Source organism: Rubrivivax benzoatilyticus JA2 = ATCC BAA-35 (assembly GCF_000190375.1).
In the GTDB taxonomy this organism is placed as follows: Bacteria; Pseudomonadota; Gammaproteobacteria; order Burkholderiales; family Burkholderiaceae_C; genus Rubrivivax; species Rubrivivax benzoatilyticus.
Window position 1 is genome coordinate 29,506 of record NZ_AEWG01000046.1, and the last position, 18,961, is coordinate 48,466.

Annotated in this window: 17 protein-coding genes and 1 pseudogene; 12 read left to right on the forward strand and 6 right to left on the reverse strand. The window is 73.5% G+C overall.

Annotated elements, in window-relative coordinates:
• The first annotated feature begins 8 nt into the window (after nucleotides 1–8).
• Genes RBXJA2T_RS04905 through RBXJA2T_RS04935 form a run of 7 tightly spaced genes read left to right on the forward strand, consistent with a single transcriptional unit; the run spans nucleotide 9 to nucleotide 5,230 of the window.
• Nucleotides 9–1,154: an RnfABCDGE type electron transport complex subunit D gene (locus RBXJA2T_RS04905; RefSeq protein ID WP_009856220.1), complete on the forward strand. Its 1,146-nt coding sequence runs from the start codon at nucleotides 9–11 to the stop codon at nucleotides 1,152–1,154.
• Complete coding sequence (locus RBXJA2T_RS04910; RefSeq protein ID WP_009856221.1) at nucleotides 1,151–1,852, forward strand: RnfABCDGE type electron transport complex subunit G; 702 nt, start codon at nucleotides 1,151–1,153, stop codon at nucleotides 1,850–1,852. Before RBXJA2T_RS04905 ends, RBXJA2T_RS04910 begins: the two co-directional genes overlap by 4 nt.
• Nucleotides 1,849–2,535 (forward strand): electron transport complex subunit RsxE, encoded by a 687-nt coding sequence (rsxE, locus tag RBXJA2T_RS04915; protein WP_009856222.1) that lies wholly within the window; start codon nucleotides 1,849–1,851, stop codon nucleotides 2,533–2,535. The genes RBXJA2T_RS04910 and rsxE overlap by 4 nt, the downstream gene beginning before the upstream one ends.
• 1 nt (nucleotide 2,536) lies before the next feature.
• Nucleotides 2,537–3,118, forward strand: coding sequence for an electron transport complex protein RnfA (locus RBXJA2T_RS04920; RefSeq protein ID WP_009856223.1), 582 nt, complete (start codon nucleotides 2,537–2,539; stop codon nucleotides 3,116–3,118).
• Nucleotides 3,119–3,120: 2 nt separating this feature from the next.
• The gene (locus RBXJA2T_RS04925; RefSeq protein WP_009856224.1) at nucleotides 3,121–3,327 is read left to right on the forward strand and encodes a hypothetical protein; all 207 of its coding nucleotides are present in this window, start codon (nucleotides 3,121–3,123) and stop codon (nucleotides 3,325–3,327) included.
• 11 nt (nucleotides 3,328–3,338) lie between these two features.
• Nucleotides 3,339–4,196, forward strand: a complete 858-nt coding sequence (locus tag RBXJA2T_RS04930) for an FAD-binding oxidoreductase (RefSeq protein ID WP_009856225.1) — start codon at nucleotides 3,339–3,341, stop codon at nucleotides 4,194–4,196.
• A 23-nt stretch (nucleotides 4,197–4,219) separates the two neighbouring features.
• Entirely contained in the window at nucleotides 4,220–5,230 is a 1,011-nt protein-coding gene (locus RBXJA2T_RS04935; protein WP_009856226.1) for an FAD:protein FMN transferase, read from the forward strand.
• Between the two features lie 51 nt (nucleotides 5,231–5,281).
• On the opposite strand, the gene RBXJA2T_RS04940 is transcribed toward RBXJA2T_RS04935, so the two are convergent.
• A complete protein-coding gene (locus tag RBXJA2T_RS04940) occupies nucleotides 5,282–5,839 on the reverse strand; it encodes a YcbK family protein (RefSeq protein ID WP_009856227.1) in 558 nt (185 codons plus the stop codon).
• 11 nt (nucleotides 5,840–5,850) lie between these two features.
• Entirely contained in the window at nucleotides 5,851–7,401 is a 1,551-nt protein-coding gene (locus RBXJA2T_RS04945; protein ID WP_029718899.1) for a L,D-transpeptidase family protein, read from the reverse strand.
• Nucleotides 7,402–7,508: 107 nt separating this feature from the next.
• Between RBXJA2T_RS04945 and RBXJA2T_RS04950 the strand changes: the two genes are divergently transcribed.
• The 5 genes from RBXJA2T_RS04950 (at nucleotide 7,509) to RBXJA2T_RS04970 (ending at nucleotide 13,695) form a co-directional block, all read left to right on the forward strand.
• Complete coding sequence (locus tag RBXJA2T_RS04950) at nucleotides 7,509–8,690, forward strand: acetyl-CoA C-acetyltransferase (RefSeq protein ID WP_009856229.1); 1,182 nt, start codon at nucleotides 7,509–7,511, stop codon at nucleotides 8,688–8,690.
• Complete coding sequence (locus RBXJA2T_RS04955) at nucleotides 8,687–9,766, forward strand: CaiB/BaiF CoA transferase family protein (protein WP_009856230.1); 1,080 nt, start codon at nucleotides 8,687–8,689, stop codon at nucleotides 9,764–9,766. The genes RBXJA2T_RS04950 and RBXJA2T_RS04955 overlap by 4 nt, the downstream gene beginning before the upstream one ends.
• Nucleotides 9,767–9,786: 20 nt before the next feature.
• Nucleotides 9,787–11,034: an acyl-CoA dehydrogenase family protein gene (locus RBXJA2T_RS04960; protein ID WP_009856231.1), complete on the forward strand. Its 1,248-nt coding sequence runs from the start codon at nucleotides 9,787–9,789 to the stop codon at nucleotides 11,032–11,034.
• Nucleotides 11,035–11,123: 89 nt separating this feature from the next.
• Complete coding sequence (gene yjjJ, locus RBXJA2T_RS04965) at nucleotides 11,124–12,500, forward strand: type II toxin-antitoxin system HipA family toxin YjjJ (protein ID WP_009856232.1); 1,377 nt, start codon at nucleotides 11,124–11,126, stop codon at nucleotides 12,498–12,500.
• Nucleotides 12,501–12,564: 64 nt separating this feature from the next.
• Complete coding sequence (locus RBXJA2T_RS04970; protein ID WP_009856233.1) at nucleotides 12,565–13,695, forward strand: acyl-CoA dehydrogenase family protein; 1,131 nt, start codon at nucleotides 12,565–12,567, stop codon at nucleotides 13,693–13,695.
• 5 nt (nucleotides 13,696–13,700) lie between these two features.
• Here the strand turns inward: RBXJA2T_RS04970 and ccoG are convergent, their stop codons facing one another.
• The 4 genes and pseudogenes from ccoG to RBXJA2T_RS20320 form a co-directional block, all read right to left on the reverse strand.
• Nucleotides 13,701–15,155: a cytochrome c oxidase accessory protein CcoG gene (ccoG, locus tag RBXJA2T_RS04975; protein ID WP_009856234.1), complete on the reverse strand. Its 1,455-nt coding sequence runs from the start codon at nucleotides 15,153–15,155 to the stop codon at nucleotides 13,701–13,703.
• 87 nt (nucleotides 15,156–15,242) lie between these two features.
• Nucleotides 15,243–15,530, reverse strand: a complete 288-nt coding sequence (locus RBXJA2T_RS04980) for a DUF2249 domain-containing protein (protein WP_009856235.1) — start codon at nucleotides 15,528–15,530, stop codon at nucleotides 15,243–15,245.
• Between the two features lie 101 nt (nucleotides 15,531–15,631).
• Nucleotides 15,632–18,046: a hybrid sensor histidine kinase/response regulator gene (locus RBXJA2T_RS04985; RefSeq protein WP_081467590.1), complete on the reverse strand. Its 2,415-nt coding sequence runs from the start codon at nucleotides 18,044–18,046 to the stop codon at nucleotides 15,632–15,634.
• A pseudogene (locus RBXJA2T_RS20320) lies at nucleotides 18,034–18,961 on the reverse strand (hypothetical protein); the annotation flags it as partial. The pseudogene RBXJA2T_RS20320 and the gene RBXJA2T_RS04985, both read right to left, overlap by 13 nt.

Genomic DNA, 18,961 nt, shown 5'->3' on the forward strand with positions numbered 1-18,961 from the left:
CCGACACGATGAGCACCACGATCGAGATCCGCAGCGCGCCGCACATCAAGACGCAGCGCAGCGTCGAGCAGATCATGCGCAACGTCGTCGGCTCGCTGCTGCCGGTGTGCGCCTTCTTCGTCTACCAGTACGGGCTGTCGGCGCTGGCTTCGCTGGCCGTCGTCACCGCCGCCTGCCTGGCGACCGAACGTTTCTTCGTCAAGACGGGCACCCAGTCGGGCACGCTGGCCGACTGGTCGGCGGTCATCACCGGCCTGCTGCTGGCGCTGTCGCTGCCGCCGGGCTTCCCGCTGTGGATGGGCGCGGTGGCCGGCATCGTCGCCATCGCGCTGGGCAAGGCGCTGTTCGGCGGCATCGGCTTCAACGTCTTCAACCCGGCGCTGGTCGGGCGCGCCTTCGTGCAGGCGGCGTTCCCGGTGGCCATCGCCACCTACACGCCGTCGTTCCTGGACGGCCGCTTCACGAGCTTCGTGCCGAGCACGCTGGCCTGGCCGCTGATGATGCCGGCCGACACCGCCGCCTGGCTGCAGAGCCTGCACCTGGACGGCATCACCGGCGCCACGCCGCTGGCGAAGTGGAAGTTCGAAGGCGTCGCCGCAGACCCGCTGCACCTGCTGTCCTCGCTGTCCGGGCACATGGCCGTCGGCCCGTCGCCGCTGCTGATCCTGGTCTGCGGCGCCTACCTCGCGGTGCGGCGTTTCCTGGACTGGCGCATCCCGGCGGCCATCCTCGGCAGCGCCGGCCTGACGGCCTTCGCGCTGTACGCCTGGAACCCGGCGCGCTTCCCGGATCCGTTCTTCATGATGTTCTCCGGCGGCCTGATGCTCGGCGCGATCTACATGGCCACCGACATGGCGACCTCGCCGGTGACGCCGCGCGGCATGTGGGTCTACGGCGCCCTGATCGGCGTGCTGACGGTGCTGATCCGCTACTACGGCGGCCTGCCCGAGGGCGTGATGTACGCGATCCTGATCGGCAACGCCGCGTCGCCGCTGATCGAGCGCTTCACGCAGCCGCGCCCGTTCGGCAAGAGCGGGCTGCTGCGCCCGCGCCGCGGCGCGAGCTACGCGCTGCACCCCGAGTACATCTCGCGCGAGGAAGCCGGCGCCACGACGCCGAAGAAGCGCATGCCGATCAACAAGCCCCGCAAATGAACGCGCCCCAGTCCCCGGCGGCCCTGCCGCCGCCCCCGCCGACGCCGACGCTCGCGATGATCGCGACGCTGGGCCTCGTCGCCGCGATCTGCGGCCTGCTGATCGTCACCGCCTACGAAGGCAGCCTGCCGGCGGTGAAGGAGAACCGCCGCATCGCGCTCGAACGTGCGGTGGCCAGCGTGCTGCCCGGCGCGCAGAAGACGGTGTCGTACCTGGCGCTGCCCGACGGCAGCGTCGTCGCCGGCGGCGCCGAGGGCGCCCCGGCCGGCGCGCGCCCGTTCCAGGCCGCCTATGACGCCAGCGGCGCGCTGATGGGCATCGCTGCCGAAGGCGCGGCCAAGGGCTACGCCGACACCGTGCGCATCATGTTCGGCTACAAGCCGGCCTGCCAGTGCGTCGTCGGCTTCGCGCTCGTCAGCAGCCGCGAGACGCCCGGCATCGGCGACAAGATCGTCAAGGACGCCGCGTTCCTGAAGAACTTCGAGGCCCTGGACGCCAGGCTGTCGCCCGACATGAAGGCGCTGGCCAACGCCATCACCACCGTCAAGCACGGCACCAAGACCGAGGCCTGGCAGATCGATGCGATCTCCGGCGCCACCGTCACCTCGCGCGCCGTCGGGCGCGGCATCGACGAGGCGGCGCAGGCCCTGCTGCCGCGCATCGTCCCGAAGCTCGAGCAGATCGGAAGAGCTCCATGAGTCACGACCACGCACAAGGCGCCGGCGCGCCCGCCGGCATCACCGGCGCCTGGGAGCAACTGACCGAAGGCGTCTGGAAGCAGAACCCGGTGTTCGTGATGATGCTGGGCATGTGCCCGGCGCTGGCCGTCACGGTGTCGGCGATCAACGCGCTGTCGATGGGCGTCGCGACGACCTTCGTGCTCGTCGCCTCCTGCGCGCTGGTGTCGCTGCTGCGCCGCCTGGTGCCCAAGGAAGTGCGCATCGCGACCTACATCGTGATCATCGCCACCTTCGTCACGGTGGTCGACTACACGATCCAGGCCGTGAGCCTGAAGCTCTACGAGGCGCTGGGCGCCTTCATCCAACTCATCGTCGTCAACTGCATCATCCTCGGCCGCGCCGAGGCCCACGCGTCGAAGAACCCGCCGCTGCCGGCGATGCTCAACGCGCTGGGCATGGGCGCCGGCTTCACGCTCGGGCTGTTCGCGCTGGGCGCGGTGCGCGAGATCCTCGGCGCCGGCACGCTGTTCGGCGTGGCGCTGTTCGGCTCGCAGTTCCAGCCCTGGGTGGTGATGGTGCTGCCGCCGGGTGGCTTCTTCGTGCTCGGCTCCTGGCTGCTGTTCTTCGCCTGGTGGGAGAAGCGCAAGCGTCGCCTCGCCGCCGCCGGCGCCACCCCGGCCTCGGCCGTGACCGGAGGCTGAGATGGCCCACGACACCGTCTTCCAGGTCTTCATCGGCGCGCTGCTGGCGAACAACTTCGTGCTCGCGATGTTCCTCGGCCTGTGCCCCTTCCTCGGGGTCTCGGGCAAGCTCGGCACCGCGCTGCCGATGGGCGTGGCCACGACCTTCGTGATGGCCGTGGCCTCGCTGTTCGCGTTCACGCTGAACTGGCTGCTGGGCCTGCTCGGGCTCGAGTTCCTGCGCCTGATCTCCTACATCGTCGTCATCGCCTCGGCGGTGCAGCTCGTCGAGATGGTGCTGAAGAAGCACAGCCCGACGCTGTTCCGCGCGCTGGGCATCTACCTGCCGCTGATCACGACCAACTGCGCCGTGCTCGGCGTGGCGCTGATCCAGACCGCACGCGACTACAGCCTGTGGCAGTCGCTGGCCTTCGCCGCCGGCGGCGGCGCCGGCTTCACGCTGGCGCTGGTGCTGATGGCCGGCCTGCGCGAGCGTCTGCAGCTCGTCGAGGTGCCCGAGATCGCGCGCGGCTCGGCGCTGACGCTGATGCTCGCCGGCGTGCTGTCCCTCGCGTTCATGGGCTTCGCCGGCCTCGGAGGCTGAGGATGCTGAACTACCTCGTCGCCTTCGGCGCGATCGCCGGCCTGCTGGCCGGCTGGGTCGTCGTGCAGCGCATCACGCGCGGCTACGCCGAACGCCACCCCGAGACCGGCCCGTACCGCGAGGTCGGCTGCGCCGGCGGCTGCGGCCATTGCGGCCAGCCCTGCGAACAGCCGGCCGAAGCCCCCGTCGCGCCGCCTCGCCCGCTTTGAGAGCCCCCGCCATGATCCTTCCCGACGCCCCCGTGGCCGCATCCCGTCCGCTGAGCGCCACGCTGGTCTCCAGCGCGCGCATCACGCCCGCCGACTCGCCCGAAGACGTGCGCCACCTGGTCTTCGAGACCTTCGACCCGTCGTTCGACATCCGCCTGGGCCAGTGCCTGCGCCTGCGCGTGCCCGGCCGCTTCGGCCAGGCCTGGCACGAGCGCCTGTATTCGCTGGCCGACCTCGACGTCAGCGACCCCGAGCGCACCGAGTTCGCGCTGCTGGTGCGCCGCTGCCACGAGATCGACGACTTCAACGGCGAACGCCATCCCGGCGTGGCGTCCAACCACCTCTGCGACCTGAAGCCCGGCGAGCGCATCGAGTTCTGCGGCCCGGTCGGCCACCCGTTCCCGGTGCCGTCGGACCGCCACTCGCCGATGATCATGATCGGCATGGGCACCGGCATCGCGCCGTTCCGCGGCCTGGTGCGCCGCATCTACGAGACGCTGGGCACCTGGGACGGCCCGGTGCGGCTGTTCTACGGCGCACGTTCGGGCATGGAGATGCTCTACATGAACGAGCAGAACGCCGACATCGCGCAGTACTACGACGAGGCCAGCTTCAAGGCCTTCCAGGCGGTGAGCCCGCGGCCGCACCTGAGCGCGCTGCCGGCGCTGGGCCGCAGCGTCGAGGACAACGCCGACGAGCTGCGCAGCCTGCTCGAGGACGAACGCACCCACGTCTACGTCGCCGGGCCCGAGGCGCTGAAAGCCGGCACCGAGGTGGCGCTGGCGCGCATCGCCGGGGCGCCCGGCCGCTGGGCGCTGCTGCGCCAGACCCTGATCGCCGGCGGCCGCTGGCACGAGGTCCTGTACTGAACGCCGCGCGCGAAGGAAACACGATGCTGATGAAGCGACGCACCCTGATCTCCGCCTCGCTGGGCCTGGGCGCCCTCGGGGTCCTGGCCTGGAGCCGCCGCGACGCCGGCCCGGCGGCCGCTGACGCGCTGGCGCGCCACGAAGGCAGCACCCGCGCCTTCGGCACCACCGTCACGCTGACCGTGCTGCATGCCGACGCGGCCACGGCGCGCACCGCGATCGACGCCGCGCTGGCCGAGGTGAAGGCGGTCGATGCGCTGATGAGTCTGCGCCAGGACGGCAGCCAGCTCGTGCGCCTGAACCGCGACGGCGTGCTCGACTCGCCCGACGCGCGCCTCGTCGCCGTGCTGCAGGCCGGCCAGGAGCTGTCGCGCCTGACCGGCGGCGCCTTCGACGTCACGGTGCAGCCGCTGTGGCGTGCCTTCGAGGCCGCGCACGACGCCGGCGGTCTGCCCGACGCGGCCACGATCGCCGCCGCGCGTGCGCAGGTCGGCTGGCAGCGGCTGCAGGTGTCGCCCGAGCGCGTGACGCTGGCCGGCGCCGGCATGGGCGTCACCGTCAACGGCCTGGCCCAGGGCTACGCCGCCGACCTGGCGCGTGCCGCGCTGCAGCGCCACGGCATCGAGCACGCGCTGCTCGACACCGGCGAGTTCACGACCCTCGGCGCCAAGGAGGGCGGCCGCCCCTGGATGCTCGGCGTGCGCGAGCCGCGCGACGCCGAGGCCGTGGCCGCGCGCCTGGCGATGGACGGCCGCGCGCTGTCGACCTCGGGCGACTACGAGACGGTGTTCAGCGCCGACTTCCGCCACCACCACATCTTCGACCCGGCCGTCGGCGACTCGCCGACCGAGCTGGCCAGCGTCACCGTGCTCGCGCCCACCGGGCTGCAGGCCGACGGCCTGTCGACCGCGTTCATGGTGATGGGCGCCGAACGTTCGCTGGCGCTGGCCGAGACGCTGGAAGGCGTCGATGCACTGCTGATCGCCAAGGACGGCCGGCGCTGGACCAGCGGCGGCTTCCCGACGGCCGCCTGATCCTTCACGGCGCCTGCCGACGACGCCCGGCCCCGGCCGGGCGTTTTCACGTCACCAGTGGCGTACGCGCCCGGTGTCCAGGTGCACGAAACGCTCCTGCTCGTAGTAGCCGACGCCGCCGGCCTGCAGTGACAGCGCGGCGTCGCGCAGCTCCTTCAGCGGCACGCCCTTCAGGCGCACGTCGATCGCGCGGCCGTCCATGTGCAGGCTGCGCCGCGCGACGCCGCCGCCGCGCGTGTGGCGCAGCCGGTCGTTGGTCTCGGGACAGCGGTAGCCCGAGATGACCTCGTAGACCGCGCTCTCGGTGCCGAGCAGGCCGCGCACGCGGTGCAGCAGCTCGAAGAGCTGCGGGTCGATGAGGCCGACGCTGCCGGTGTAGTGGTCGCGCAGGAAACGGTTCAGCGTGCCCAGCGCCGCCGGCACGAACTGGCTGTCCATGGCGTAGACCAGGTCCAGCGACTCGCCGGTGTGGGTGTGGTTCATCGCCAGCGCACGCGGGCCGGGCCCGGCGGCCAGCGCCGGGCGCGTGGTGGCGGCCACCGGCAGCACGCCGACGGCCAGCTTGGCGCCATGGCGCAGGAAACGGCGGCGGTCGTGGTTGCGCATCATCGTCCTCCTCGTCAGTCGGCGCGCACGGCGGGCGCGGCGCGTTCGCGCAGCGCGGCCTGCAGGCGCGGGTCCTGACGGTAGATATCGTCGAAGAAATACACCTGCCCGTCCTTGACGAGCGCGGTGCCGTAGGCGATCAACACCCGCACCGGCGTCGCGAGCCGCAGCGTGCGCGACTCGCCGGCGTCCATCGCCTCGCGGATGCGCGCCTCGGGCCAGTCGGGCTGGTCCCGCAGCACGAACATCGCCAGCGCCAGCGGGTCCTCGATGCGCACGCAGCCGTGGCTGAAGTCGCGCCGGTCGCGTGCGAACAGCGCGGTCGACGGCGTGTGATGCAGGTAGATCTGCTCGGCGTTGGGGAAGACGAACTTGATGTCGCCCAGCGCGTTGCGCGGCCCGGGCCGCTGGCGGATGCGCCAGCGCCCGGCAGCCAGCGCGTCCAGCGCCTCGGCCGAGACCTCGCCGTGCACGCTGCCGTCGCCGGCGACGAACTCGAAACCTTCGCGTGCCAGGTAGTCCGGATCGCGGCGCAGCTTGGGCAGGGTCTCGGCACGCACGATCGACGGCGGCACGTTCCAGTAGGGGCTGAACTCGATGGCGCGCATCTGCGCGTCGATCAGCGGCGTGCGTTTGTCCAGCGCCTGGCCGACGACGACGCGCATGCGCTGCACGACGGTGATCCGCCCGTCCTGCACCTCGTAGGCGCGCAGCACGAACTCCGGGATGTTGACCACGACCATGCGCCGCGACTCGAGCAGCGGCGTCCAGCGCAGCCGCTCCAGCGCCAGCACGAGCTGTTCGGCGCGGGCCGCCGGTTTGACCTCCAGGCGCGAAAAAGTCGCCGCCCCGATGACGCCGTCGGCGCTGACGCCGTGGCGCTGCTGGAAGCGGCGCACACCGCCGACCAGCGGCTCGGCGTAGACCGTGCCGGCATGCGGGCCGGCCGGCAGGTCGCCGAGTGCGACCAGGCGTGCGGCCAGCGCCGGCAGGCCGGGCCAGGCGGCACCCGGCTCCAGCTTGCGCGTGCGGCCGACCTGCGGCAGCGGTGGCAGCGGCGCCGCCCAGGCCGGGTCGTGCTCCAGCGTGCGGTAACGCGCCAGCGCCTGGCGCAGCTCGGCGTACTGCGGCAGCACCGGCTCGGCGCGGCGCACGGCCAGCGCCAGCGAACCGGCGGCCAGGCCGGCGTCGAGCACGGCGCGCGCGTCGAAGGGCGGGCGTTCGGGCAGCGTCAGCGATCGGTACAGCGTGCGCGGGTCGAGCCGGCCCTGGTGCAGGTCGGACAGGTAGCGGCGCATCGCGGCGTCGAGCTCGGCTTCCAGCCGCGTGGCGGCCTCGTGCGAGGGCGTGTGCGCGGCGGCGTCCAGCGCCTGGGCCAGTGCGGCGGCGCGGTAGTCCTCGGCGACGAGGCCGTGCTCGGGTGCGGCGGCCAGCAGCGCGACGGCCTCGTGCGCCCGCGGGCCGGGGCGGGCGTCGGCGTCGAACCACGGCGAGGCCTGCACCGCGGCGCTGGCGAACAGCAGCGCCAGCGCGGCGATGCGGCGTGGGAACGGGGCAGGGCGCATGCGGCCATTGTCCGCCTCGGCACTGTGCCGGGCCAGCGTCGCCATGGTGACGGCGCGCGGCCGGCCGGCGCCGCAGAATGGCCCGCAGACCATCCGAGGAGCCCGCCATGGCCGAAGCCTTCATCGTCGCCGCGCTGCGCACCCCGTGCGGCCGGCGCAACGGCCGTTTGAGCGGCTGGCATCCGGCCGACCTGGCGGCGCAGGTCATCGACGCGCTGGTCGCGCGCTCCGGCGTCGACCCGGCGGCGGTCGACGACGTCATCCTCGGCTGCGTCGGCCAGGTCGGCGAGCAGGCGGCCAACGTCGCACGCAACGCGGTGCTGGCTTCGTCGCTACCCGAGTCGGTGCCGGGCACGACGGTCGACCGCCAGTGCGGCTCGTCGCAGCAGGCGCTGCATTTCGCCGCCCAGGCGGTGATGTCGGGCACGATGGACTGCGTCATCGCCGGCGGCGTCGAGAGCATGTCGCGCGTGCCGATGGGTCTGCCGATGGAGCTGCCGCGCCAGGCCGGCTACGGCCACTACGTCGGCCCGGCGATCGCCGCGCGTTACCCGGGTGCCGAGTTCAGCCAGTTCACCGGCGCCGAGATGCTGGCCACGAAGTACGGCCTGGCGAAACCGGCGCTGGACGCCTGGGCGCTGCAGAGCCACCAGCGCGCCGCGGCCGCCACGCGCGACGGCGCGTTCGCCGCCGAGATCCTGCCGCTGGCCGTGCGCCGCGCCGACGGCAGCGGCGAGGCCGAGCCCTTGGCCGCCGACGAAGGCATCCGCGCCGACGCCAGCGCCGAGAGCATCTCCGGCGTGCGCCTGCTGCGCGAAGGCGGCAGCATCACCGCCGCCAATGCCAGCCAGATCGCCGACGGCGCCAGCGGCGTGCTGGTGGTCAACGAACGCGGCCTGAAGGCGCTGGGCCTGCCGCCGCTGGCGCGCATCCACACGATGACCGTCATCGGCCACGACCCGGTGATCATGCTGGAGGCGCCGATCCCGGCCACCGCGGTGGCGCTGCAGAAGGCCGGGCTGGCGCTGGACGACATCGACTGCTTCGAGGTCAACGAGGCCTTCGCCTCGGTGCCGCTGGCCTGGCTGCAGGCCACCGGCGCCGACCCGGCGCGGCTCAACGTGCACGGCGGCGCGATCGCGCTCGGCCACCCGCTGGGCGCCTCGGGCACCCGGCTGATGGCGACGCTGCTGCACACGCTGCGCCGCCGCGGCGGGCGCTGGGGGCTGCAGACGATGTGCGAAGGCGGCGGCCTGGCCAACGTCACCATCGTGGAGCGTTTGTCGTGAGCGGCCCGCTCGCCGGCCTGCGCGTCATCGAGTTCGCGGGCCTCGGCCCGGCGCCGTTTGCCGCGATGGTGCTGGCCGACCTCGGCGCCGAGGTGCTGCGCATCACGCGCCCGGGTGTCGAGCCCGACCCGCGCGAGGTCACGACGCGCAGCCGCGCGGCGCTGGCGCTGGACCTGCGCGACCCCGACGGCGCCGCCGCCGCGCTGGCGCTGGCCGCCCGCGCCGACCTGCTGATCGAAGGTTTCCGCCCCGGCGTGATGGAGCGCCTGGGCCTGGGGCCGGACGTCGTGCTGGCGCGCCGGCCCTCGCTGGTCTACGGCCGCATGACCGGCTGGGGCCAGGACGGCCCGCTGGCGCAGGCCGCCGGCCACGACATCGACTACATCGCGATCAGCGGCGCGCTGGCCGCGATCGGCGTGCCCGGCCGGCCGCCGGTGCCGCCGGCCAACTACCTGGGCGACTTCGGCGGCGGCGCGATGCTGCTCGTCGTCGGCCTGCTGGCGGCGCTGCACGAGGCCCGCAGCTCCGGCCGCGGCCAGGTTGTCGACGCCGCGATGTGCGACGGCGCCGCGCTGCTGTCGGCCTTCATGGTCGGCTGGAAGGCGCAAGGCCTGTGGTCGCGCCCGCGCGGCGAGAACATGCTCGACGGCGGCGCGCACTTCTACGCCTGCTACGACTGTGCCGACGGCAAGCCGATCGCCGTCGGCGCGATCGAGCCGCAGTTCTACGCCGAGCTGCGCCGCCGCGCCGGGCTGGACGACCCGGTGTTCGACGCCCAGCTGGACGCCGGGCGCTGGCCCGAGCTGAAGGACAAGCTCGCCGCCGTCTTCCGCACCCGCACACGCGCCGAATGGTGTGCGCTGCTCGAAGGCACCGACGCCTGTTTCGCCCCGGTGCTCGACTGGGACGAGGCGCCGCATCACCCGCACAACGCCGCACGCGGCAACTGGCTGGAGGCCGGCGGCGTGATGCAGCCGGCGCCGGCGCCGCGTTTCTCGCGCACCGCGGCACGAACCCCCGAACCCCCGACGGCGACGACGCTCGCCGCCGCGCTGGCCGCCTGGCCGGCGCGCTGACCCCCCGAGAGAGAGCCCCGATGGACTTCGAATACAGCCCCGAGAACCTGGAGATGCAGCGCACGCTGCGCCGCTTCCTCGACGAGGAGGTGCTGCCGCGCAATCGCGACTGGCACCGCATCGCCGACGAAGGCCGCTACCCGCTGGAGGTCGTCGAGCCGCTGAAGGCCCGGGCGCGCGAGCTCGGCCTGTGGAACCTGTTCCTGCCCGGGCTGAAAGCCGACGAGCCCGGCACCGCGCTCAGCAACCTGGAGTACGCGCCGCTGGCCGAGCTGATGGGCCGCATCGGCTGGGCCTCCGAGGTCTTCAACTGCAACGCGCCGGACACCGGCAACATGGAGCTGCTGCACCTGTTCGCCACGCCCGAGCAGCACGAGCGCTGGCTGAATCCGCTGCTGGCCGGCGAGATCCGCTCGTGTTTCTCGATGACCGAGCCCGACGTCGCCAGCTCCGACGCGACCAACATCGAGACCACGATCCGCCGCGACGGCGATCACTACGTCGTCAACGGCCGCAAGTGGTTCTCGACCGGCGCCGCGCACCCGAACTGCAAGGTCGCCGTCGTGATGGGCGTCACCGACGAGCGCCCCGACGCCGACCGCCACCGCCGGCACTCGATGATCCTCGTGCCGCTGGACACGCCCGGGGTGCAGGTGGTGCGCAACGTCGCCGTGCTGTCTCACGTCGCGCCCGACGGCCACTGCGAGATCGTCTACCGCGACGTGCGCGTGCCGGCGGCCAACCTGCTGGGCGAAGAGGGCAGCGGCTTCGCGCTCGCCCAGGCGCGCCTGGGCCCGGGGCGCGTGCACCACTGCATGCGCACCATCGGCCAGTGCGAGCTGGCGATCGAGATGATGTGCGAGCGTGCGCTGGAGCGCCGCGCCTTCGGCCGCCATCTGGCCGACTTCGCCAACATCCAGGACTGGATCGCGCTGTCGCGGGTCGAGGTCGACCAGGCGCGGCTGCTGGTGCTGCGCGCCGCGGCCAAGATGGACCGCGCCGGCAACCAGGCGGCGCGCATCGACGTCTCGGCGATCAAGCTCGTCGCCGCGCAGCTGCACCAGCGTGTGCTCGACCGCGCGATCCAGGTCTTCGGCGCGATGGGCCTGACACCCGACACGCCGCTGGCGCAGATGTTCAGCTGGGGGCGTGCGATGCGTTTCTTCGACGGCCCCGACGAGGTGCACTGCCGCGTCATCGCGCGCGACGAACTCGCCAAGGCCAAGGCGCGGCGCGGCTCGACGGCGGCCTATTACCTGATTGGCTGATCGTTTCATAAATCGTTTCACGCGGGGCCCATAAAATGATCTAATCCCTTGTCGCCAAAAGACAAGATGGCGACGAGGATCGTTTCATCGTGCTCCCGCTCGTCGACTTCCTGCGGCGCCGCGGCCGGCAAGCGGCCGGCGCGCTCGCCGAACAGCTGGGCATCAGCCGCGCGACGCTGATGCGGGCCGTGCGCGCCGCCGGCGACGAGCTCGTCGTGCGCGGTGCCGCGCGCCGCACCCAGTACGCCGCGCGCCGGGCGCTGCGCGGGCAGGCGGCGCCGCTGCCGGTCTACCGTGTCGACGCCGAGGGCACGCCGCAGCAGATCGCCTGGCTGCACCTGACGGCGCCCGACGGCTCGGCGCTGGAGATGCTGCAGCCGCTGGGCTGGCCACTGGACGAGGCCGCGCGCGACGGCTGGTTCGACGGTCTGCCGTACCCGCTGCAGGACTTGCGGCCGCAAGGTTTTCTCGGCCGCGCCTTCGCCCGCCACCACGCGGCGACGCTGCAAGTGTCCGAGGACCCGGCCGCCTGGAGCGACGACGACACGCTGCACGCGCTGTCGCTGCTGGGCGAGGACACGCCGGGCGACCTGATCGTCGGCGAAACGGCCTGTCGGCGCTGGCTGCAGCGTGTGCGCGCGGCGCGTGCCGGCGAGGCCGAGGCGCCGCTGCGCGAGGCGGAACTGGCGCAGGCCTATCCCGCGCTGGCCGACGCCGCGATGGCCGCCGGCCTGCCGGGTTCCTCGGCCGGCGGCGAGTTCCCCAAGTTCACGGCTTGGCGCAACGGCGCCGACGGCCGGCCGCAAGCCGTGCTCGTCAAGTTCAGCGGCTCGGACGATTCGCCCGGCACACGGCGCTGGTCCGACCTGCTGGTCTGCGAACACCTGGCCGGCGGCGTGCTGGCGGCGCTGGGCCTGCCGGCGGCCGTCTCGCGCATCGTGCAGGCCGGCGGGCGGACCTTCCTGGAAGTCGAACGGTTCGACCGCCACGGCGCGCTGGGCCGCTCGGGGCTGGTGTCCTGGGGGGCGATCAACGGCGAGTGTTTCGGTCTCGCCGGGCGCTCCTGGGCCGAGGCCGGGCGGGCGCTGGCGGCGCGCGGCTGGCTGGCCGCGCAGGAGGCCCAGGCGCTGGCGCGGCTGTGGCAGTTCGGCCGGCTGCTCGCCAACACCGACATGCACGACGGCAACCTGTCGTTCCGGCTCGGGCCGGGCGGTGGCGCGCCGCTGGCCATCGCGCCGGTCTACGACATGCTGCCGATGCTCTACGCACCGGCGCGTGGTGTCGAACTGCCGCCGCGCGAGTACCGGCCCGAGCTGCCGCTGCCGCAGGACGCTGCGGCCTGGCAGGCGGCGGCACCGGTGGCGCTGGACTTCTGGCAGCGCGCCGCGGCCGACGAGCGCATCAGCGCCGGGTTCCGCGGCGTCTGCGCCGAAAACACGCGCCGGCTGGCCGCGCTGCTGGGCTGAATCCGGATGCCGCCGGACGCGGGCCTGGGCTAGTCTGGCCGTTCGACACCAGACCGGAGACCCGATGATCCTCGACGACGACCACCGCGCGGTGCAGGACGCGGTGCGCGCCTACGTGCAGGACCGCATCGCGCCGCACGCGGCCGAGTGGGACCGCGCCCACACCTTCCCGCGCGAGGCGCTGGCCGGGCTGGCCGAACTCGGCTGCTACGGCGTTGCCGTGCCCACGGAGTACGACGGCGCCGGGCTGGACTACCTTGCGCTGTCGCTGATCCTCGAGGAGATCGCCGCTGGCTGCGGCGCCACCAGCACCATCGTCAGCGTCAACAACTGCCCCGTCTGCAGCATCCTGATGGCCTGGGGCGACGAAGCGCAGAAGCAGCAATGGCTGCGCCCGCTGGCGCGCGGGGCGATGCTCGGCGCCTTCTGCCTGACCGAGCCGCAAGTCGGCTCCGAGGCCTCGGGCCTGAAGACCACGGCGCGCCGCGACGGCGACGACTACGTCATCGACGGCGTCAAGCAGTTCATCACCAGCGGCAAGAACGGCGACGTCGCGATCGTCATCGCCGTCACCGACAAGGACGCCGGCAAGAAGGGCTTCAGCGCCTTCCTGGTGCCGACCTCGACGCCGGGTTACGTCGTCGCCCGGCTCGAGGACAAGATGGGCCAGCACGCCAGCGACACGGCGCAGATCGTCTTTGAAGGCTGCCGCGTGCCGGCGGCCCACCGCATCGGCGCCGAAGGCGAGGGCCTGAAGGTCGCGCTGTCGGGGCTGGAAGGCGGGCGCATCGGCATCGCCTCGCAGTGTGTCGGCATGGCGCGTGCGGCGTTCGAGGCAGCCACCGCGTATGCCAAGGAGCGCGTCGCCTTCGGCAAGCCGATCTTCGAGCACCAGGCGGTGCAGTTCCGCCTCGCCGACGCGGCGACGCAGATCGAGGCCGCGCGCCAGCTGGTGCACCATGCGGCGGCACTGAAGGACGCCGGCCAGCCCTGCCTGAAGGAAGCGGCGATGGCCAAGCTCTTCGCCAGCGAGATGGCCGAGCGTGTCTGCAGCACCGCGATCCAGACCTTCGGCGGCTACGGCTACGTCAACGACTTCCCGGTCGAGCGCCTCTACCGCGACGTGCGCGTCTGCCAGATCTACGAAGGCACGAGCGACGTGCAGCGCATCCTGATCGGCCGCGCGCTGGCCTGAAGGCTTCAGCGCGGCACGAGGAAGGTCGACTTCTCGCGCCGCGACAGCGCCGGCTGGCCGTCTTGCGCGGCCGCGCTCAGCACGAAGGCCACCGGCACCGACTGCCCGGCCAGCGGCGCTGCGGTCTCGGCCGGCAGGCGCAGGCGCACGACGACCTGGGCGGCGCCGGCGGCGTCGACCGTGATCGGCGGGGCGTCGACCACCAGCCCGGCCGGGCCTTCGGCCGTGACGGCGAGCTTCTGCGGCTGTTCGCTGCGGTTCGTCACCTGCAGCCGGTAGACGTTCTCGATCGCACCGTCGTCGACCAGGCGCGCCAGCGTGCTGCGGTCCTTCAGCACGTCGAACTGGAACGGGCTGCGCAGCGCCAGGCTGGCGGCGAAGGCCAGCGTCAGCGCCGCGAGCAGCGCGCCGTAGATCAGCACCCGCGGGCGCAGCACGCGGCGCAGCGTCTCGCGCCGGCTCCAGCCGCCGGCCACCGCGTTCTCGGTCGAGTAGCGGATCAGGCCGCGTGCGTAGCCCAGCTTGTCCATCACGCCGTCGCAGGCGTCGATGCAGGCGGCGCAGCCGATGCATTCGTTCTGCAGGCCGTTGCGGATGTCGATGCCGGTCGGGCAGACCTGCACGCACAGCGTGCAGTCGACGCAGGAGCCCAGGCCCAGCGCGCCGGCGTCGGCTTTCTTGGAGCGCGCGCCGCGCGGTTCGCCGCGGCCGCTGTCGTAGGCGATGACCAGCGAGTCGCGGTCGATCATCGCGCTCTGGAAACGTGCGTAGGGGCAGATGTACTTGCACATCTGCTCGCGCAGCAGGCCGGCGTTGCCGTAGGTGAAGGCGCCGTAGAACAGCGCCCAGAAGGCGCTCCAGCCGCCGATGTCGCCCTGCAGCGCAGCCGGCACGAGCTCGCGGATCGGCGTGAACCAGCCGACGAAGCTCAGGCCGGTGACCAGGCTGAACACGGTCCACGCGGCGATCTTGCCGCTGCGGCGCGCGAGCTTGCCGGCGCTCCACGGCGCGCGGTCCAGGCGCATGCGTGCGAGGCGGTCGCCTTCGAACTGGCGCTCGATCCACATGAAGATCGAGGTGTAGACCGTCTGCGGGCAGGCGTAGCCGCACCACAGCCGGCCGGCGACCGCGGTGAAGAAGAACAGCGCCAGCGCCGACAGCACCAGCAGCGCCGCCAGGTAGATCAGGTCCTGCGGCACGAGCACCAGGTCGAAGAGGTAGAAGCGCTGCGCGTCGATGTCGAACAGCACCGCCTGGCGGCCGCCGATCTCCAGCCAGGGCAGGCCGTAGAAGAACAGCTGCGTCAGCCAGACGAAGACCCAGCGCCAGGTGGCGTAGCGGCCGCTGACGGCGCGGGCATGGATCGGCTGGCGCTTCTGGACCAGCGACACGACTTCCGGCGCCCCGGCGGCAGCGGCGACGGGGCGGATCGGGATCACGCCGGCGCGTTCGTGCTTCACCGCGGCCCCGGCTTCCGGCCGACGCCGACGCAGTCCGTTGGCCGGCCGCACAGGCAGGCTTCGGTGACGACCCAGGTCATCGCCGGCTCAGCCGCAGCAGCGGCCGCCCGAGCAGCACGAGCCGGCGGCTTCGGCCGGCACGGCCTTGCGGATCTCGAGCTGCCAGGCCGCGGGGCCGTCTTCCAGGTAGGCGACGCTGAACAGGCCCGGCCAGCGCTCGTGCAGCTGGCGCTGCAGCGGCACCGGGTCGTGGTCGTTGACCAGCAGCAGGCCGTCGCCGGCGGCCAGCTCGGCCAGGCGGCCGAAGACGAGGGCGTGGCGTTCGGCCGGCGCGACACCGCGCAGGTCCAGGACGGAGGGGCTGGGGAAGCTCATGGTCGGGCGTAAGGTGTATGACGCGAGCATGTTAACGCGCATCAAGCGTCAAAGCAATTTGGCAAATGCACCTTTACGTCGCCGGCGCTCGACGGCCGGCTTCAGCCCCGTGGTGCCGTGCCCCAGCGCTGCATCGCCTCGAGTAGCGCGGCACGCGACACCGGCTTGGCGAGGTGGGCGTCGCAGCCGGCCTCGCGGCTGTCGCGCACGTCCTCGTCGTAGGCGTTGGCCGTCAGCGCGACGATCGGCGTGCGCACCAGCCCGCGCTCGGCTTCGCGGCGGCGCCATTCACGCGTCGCCGCCAGGCCGTCCAGGCCGGGCATCTGCATGTCCATGAAGACGAGGTCGTAGCGCCCGGACTCCAGGCGCTGCAGCGCCTGCTGGCCGTCGGCGGCGACGTCGAGCCGGCCGACGTGGCCGGAGAGCATCGCGCTGACGATGTAGACGTTGAGCTCGTTGTCCTCGGCCAGCAGCACGCCGTCCAGCCAGGCCTCCGGCGGCGGCAGCACCGGCGTCGCCGCACCGGGCCCCGGGGGAGTGTGCGCCGCAGACGCGGGGGTGTGCGCGGCCAGCGGCAGCTCCAGCGTGAAGGTCGAGCCGACGCCCGGCCGGCTCTCGAGCCGCAGGTCGCCGCCCATCTGCTGGGCCGTCGCCCGCGTGATCGCCAGCCCGAGGCCGGTGCCGCCGTAGTCGCGCGTGATGCGGTCGTCGGCCTGCACGAAAGGCTCGAAGACCAGTGCCTGCTGCGCCGGCGCGATGCCGATGCCGGTGTCGCGCACCGTGAAGCGCACGCCGCCGGCGGCCGAGCGTGCCGCCTGCAGCGACACCTCGCCGCGTGCCGTGAACTTGATCGCGTTGCCGAGCAGGTTGGTCAGCGCCTGTTCGACGCGGCGCCGGTCGCCGCTCACCCAGGCCGGCAGGTCCTCGTCGACGTCGAGCACGAAACGCAAGCCCTTCGCCGCGGCACGGGGCTGAAGCAGCGCCGCGACCGAGTCCAGCGACGCACGCAGCACGAACGGCTCGACCACCAGCTCCAGCCGGCCGGCCTCGATCTTGCCGAGGTCCAGCAGGTCGTCGATCAGCGCGGCCAGCGTCTGCCCGGCATGGCGGAACACGTCGACGTGGCGGCGCTGCTCGTCCGACAGCGGTGTCGCCGTCATCAGGTCGGCGACACCGAGCACGGCGTTCAGCGGTGTGCGGATCTCGTGGCTGACGGTCGCCAGGAAGGCCGACTTGGTGGCGCTGGAGCGTGCCGCGATCTCGCGCTCCAGCGCCAGCCGGCGCTCGCACTCGGCCTGCTCGCGGCGCTGCAGCACGAGCAGCGCCGCCAGCGCCGCGACCAGGGCCGCCAGTGGTGCCGCCAGCGGCAGGCTGATCGCCGCCAGCGCCATGGCCGCGCTGCCGGCCCCCAGCAGGCCCAGCGCGGCGAGCGCCGAGCCGGCGAGCAGCACGCCGGTGCCGGCGGCCGTCAGCGCGGCGCCGAGTGCCGGCAGCAGCGCCAGCAGCAGCGTCGCCGCCTGCAGCGGCACGCCGGCCGTGCGCACCAGCGGGCCGTCGCGCAGCGCGGCGAAGGTCTGCGCCGCGATCTCGGTCGCGTCGGCCTGGCCGGCCACCGTCATCGTGCGCCCGGCCAGCAGCGCGCTGCTGCCGACGAAGACGACGCGGCCGCGCACCGCATCGGCCAGCGCACGCCCCGGGTCGCCGTCGACGACATCGGTGGCGGCGAGCGTCCACGCGTCGCGGTACGAGATGCGTTCGACCCGGCCCTGGGGGCCGAACAGCGGCTGCACCCGCCCCCGTTCGTCGACCGGCCAGCGCGCGTCGACATGGCCGCCGGCGGCCAGCAGCGCGGCCAGCGCGATCGACGGCTGCCGCTGGCTGCCCGCGGCGTGCCACAGCGGCACGTGGCGCAGCACGCCGTCGTCGTCCAGCGGTGTCGTCACCACGCCCAGCCGCAGTGCCGCCGGGTTGTCGGGCCGCACGCTGGCCGCCGGCAGCAGCAGCTCGCGCCAGTGCTGCGCGGCCGGCTCGCCGTCGGCGGCACGTGCGCCGGCCAGCGCGTCGACGCCGGCCGCAGCCAGCACCACCGGCGCGCCGGGGCGGCCGACGACCTCGGCCAGCTTGCGGTCGTCGAGCGTGCGGCCGTCGGCGCTGCGGCCGGCCGCCGTCGGCCCGGCCACCGGGCGCCCGTCGACGGTGTCACGGCGCTCGGCCAGCAGCAGCTGCAGCACGACGGCCCGGGCGCCGTGGCGGCGCAGGCCGTCGATCAGCAGCGCGTGGGTGTCGCGCGTGTAGGGCCAGGCGCCGGTGCCGCGCAGGGCCTCGATCGAACGGTCGTCGGCATCGACGATCAGCACCCCGGCGGGCGCCCGGGTTGGCGCTGCGGTGCGCTGCGCCCAGTCCTGCAGCGGCTGCGACCACCAGGACTGCAGCGGCGAGACGCCGACTACGACGGCGGCGACCAGGCCTGCCGCGGGAACGATCCAGCGTCGCCGGCCGGGGCTCAGAGCAGCCACAGCAGCGCCGGCAACAGCCACCACCAGTGCCAGGCGGCCGGCACCTCGAACTGCTGCGCCGTGCCCCAGGCGCCGGGGCGGCCGTCGCTGCCGACACCACGCACACGCACGTGGTAGAGGCCCGCGCCCGGCGGCTCGAAACTCCAGGCGGCGCGGTCCGAGCTGCCTTCGAGCACCAGGGCGGCGAAGCCGGCGTCGCGCGCGACCTGGATCTCGTAGTGCACCCCGGGCCGCGGCGACGCCGGCCAGGCCAGCGTCACGCGGTCGTGCCGGGCCTCGGCCTGCGGCGGCACGGCCGGTGGCGCGGGAGGCGGCTCGACGACCTCCAGCGCCAGCGCTTCGCCCCAGGGCCCGGCGTCGCCGCCCGGGCGCACGCTGCGCAGGCGCCAGAAATAGCGGCCCGGCGCCAGATCGACGCTCGTCGCCGTGTCCACCAGCTCGCGCTCGACCTGCGGCGACTCGAACGAGGCCACGGTGTCGACCTGCAGGCGGTACTGCGCGGCCTGAGGGTGGCGTGTCCAGGCGAAGGCCACGCGGCCGGCGTCGACGCGGGCGGCGGGCGCAGGCGCCATCGGCATCGGCGGCTCGGGGCGCGCCTTCAGCTCGAAGCCGGCGCGTGCGTCCAGGCCTTCGAGCCCGTCGGCGCCGATGGCGCGCACACGCAGCTCGTAGCGGCCGTCGGGCAGGTCGTCGGGCCACTCGGCGGCGGCCTCGTCGAAACGGCCGTCCAGCCGCAGCCGGCTGTCGGCGTCGGCGTCCAGCACCTGGGCTCGGTACGCGGTGGCGCCGGCCAGCGGCGGCCAGGCGAACGCCAGCGGCAGCCGCGTCACCGGGCCGGCCGGCAGCGCCAGCACCGGCGCCGTGGGCAGCGGCCGGGCGCGCTGCACGCCGTCGGCGGTGGCGACGAGGCCCCGG

Coding starts and splice junctions, on each gene's coding strand:
- RBXJA2T_RS04905 (WP_009856220.1), top strand. CDS start 9: ATGAGCACCACGATCGAGATCCGCAGCGCGCCGCACATCAAGACGCAG.
- RBXJA2T_RS04910 (WP_009856221.1), top strand. CDS start 1,151: ATGAACGCGCCCCAGTCCCCGGCGGCCCTGCCGCCGCCCCCGCCGACG.
- rsxE (WP_009856222.1), top strand. CDS start 1,849: ATGAGTCACGACCACGCACAAGGCGCCGGCGCGCCCGCCGGCATCACC.
- RBXJA2T_RS04920 (WP_009856223.1), top strand. CDS start 2,537: ATGGCCCACGACACCGTCTTCCAGGTCTTCATCGGCGCGCTGCTGGCG.
- RBXJA2T_RS04925 (WP_009856224.1), top strand. CDS start 3,121: ATGCTGAACTACCTCGTCGCCTTCGGCGCGATCGCCGGCCTGCTGGCC.
- RBXJA2T_RS04930 (WP_009856225.1), top strand. CDS start 3,339: ATGATCCTTCCCGACGCCCCCGTGGCCGCATCCCGTCCGCTGAGCGCC.
- RBXJA2T_RS04935 (WP_009856226.1), top strand. CDS start 4,220: ATGCTGATGAAGCGACGCACCCTGATCTCCGCCTCGCTGGGCCTGGGC.
- RBXJA2T_RS04940 (WP_009856227.1), bottom strand. CDS start 5,839: ATGATGCGCAACCACGACCGCCGCCGTTTCCTGCGCCATGGCGCCAAG.
- RBXJA2T_RS04945 (WP_029718899.1), bottom strand. CDS start 7,401: ATGCGCCCTGCCCCGTTCCCACGCCGCATCGCCGCGCTGGCGCTGCTG.
- RBXJA2T_RS04950 (WP_009856229.1), top strand. CDS start 7,509: ATGGCCGAAGCCTTCATCGTCGCCGCGCTGCGCACCCCGTGCGGCCGG.
- RBXJA2T_RS04960 (WP_009856231.1), top strand. CDS start 9,787: ATGGACTTCGAATACAGCCCCGAGAACCTGGAGATGCAGCGCACGCTG.
- RBXJA2T_RS04970 (WP_009856233.1), top strand. CDS start 12,565: ATGATCCTCGACGACGACCACCGCGCGGTGCAGGACGCGGTGCGCGCC.
- RBXJA2T_RS04980 (WP_009856235.1), bottom strand. CDS start 15,530: ATGAGCTTCCCCAGCCCCTCCGTCCTGGACCTGCGCGGTGTCGCGCCG.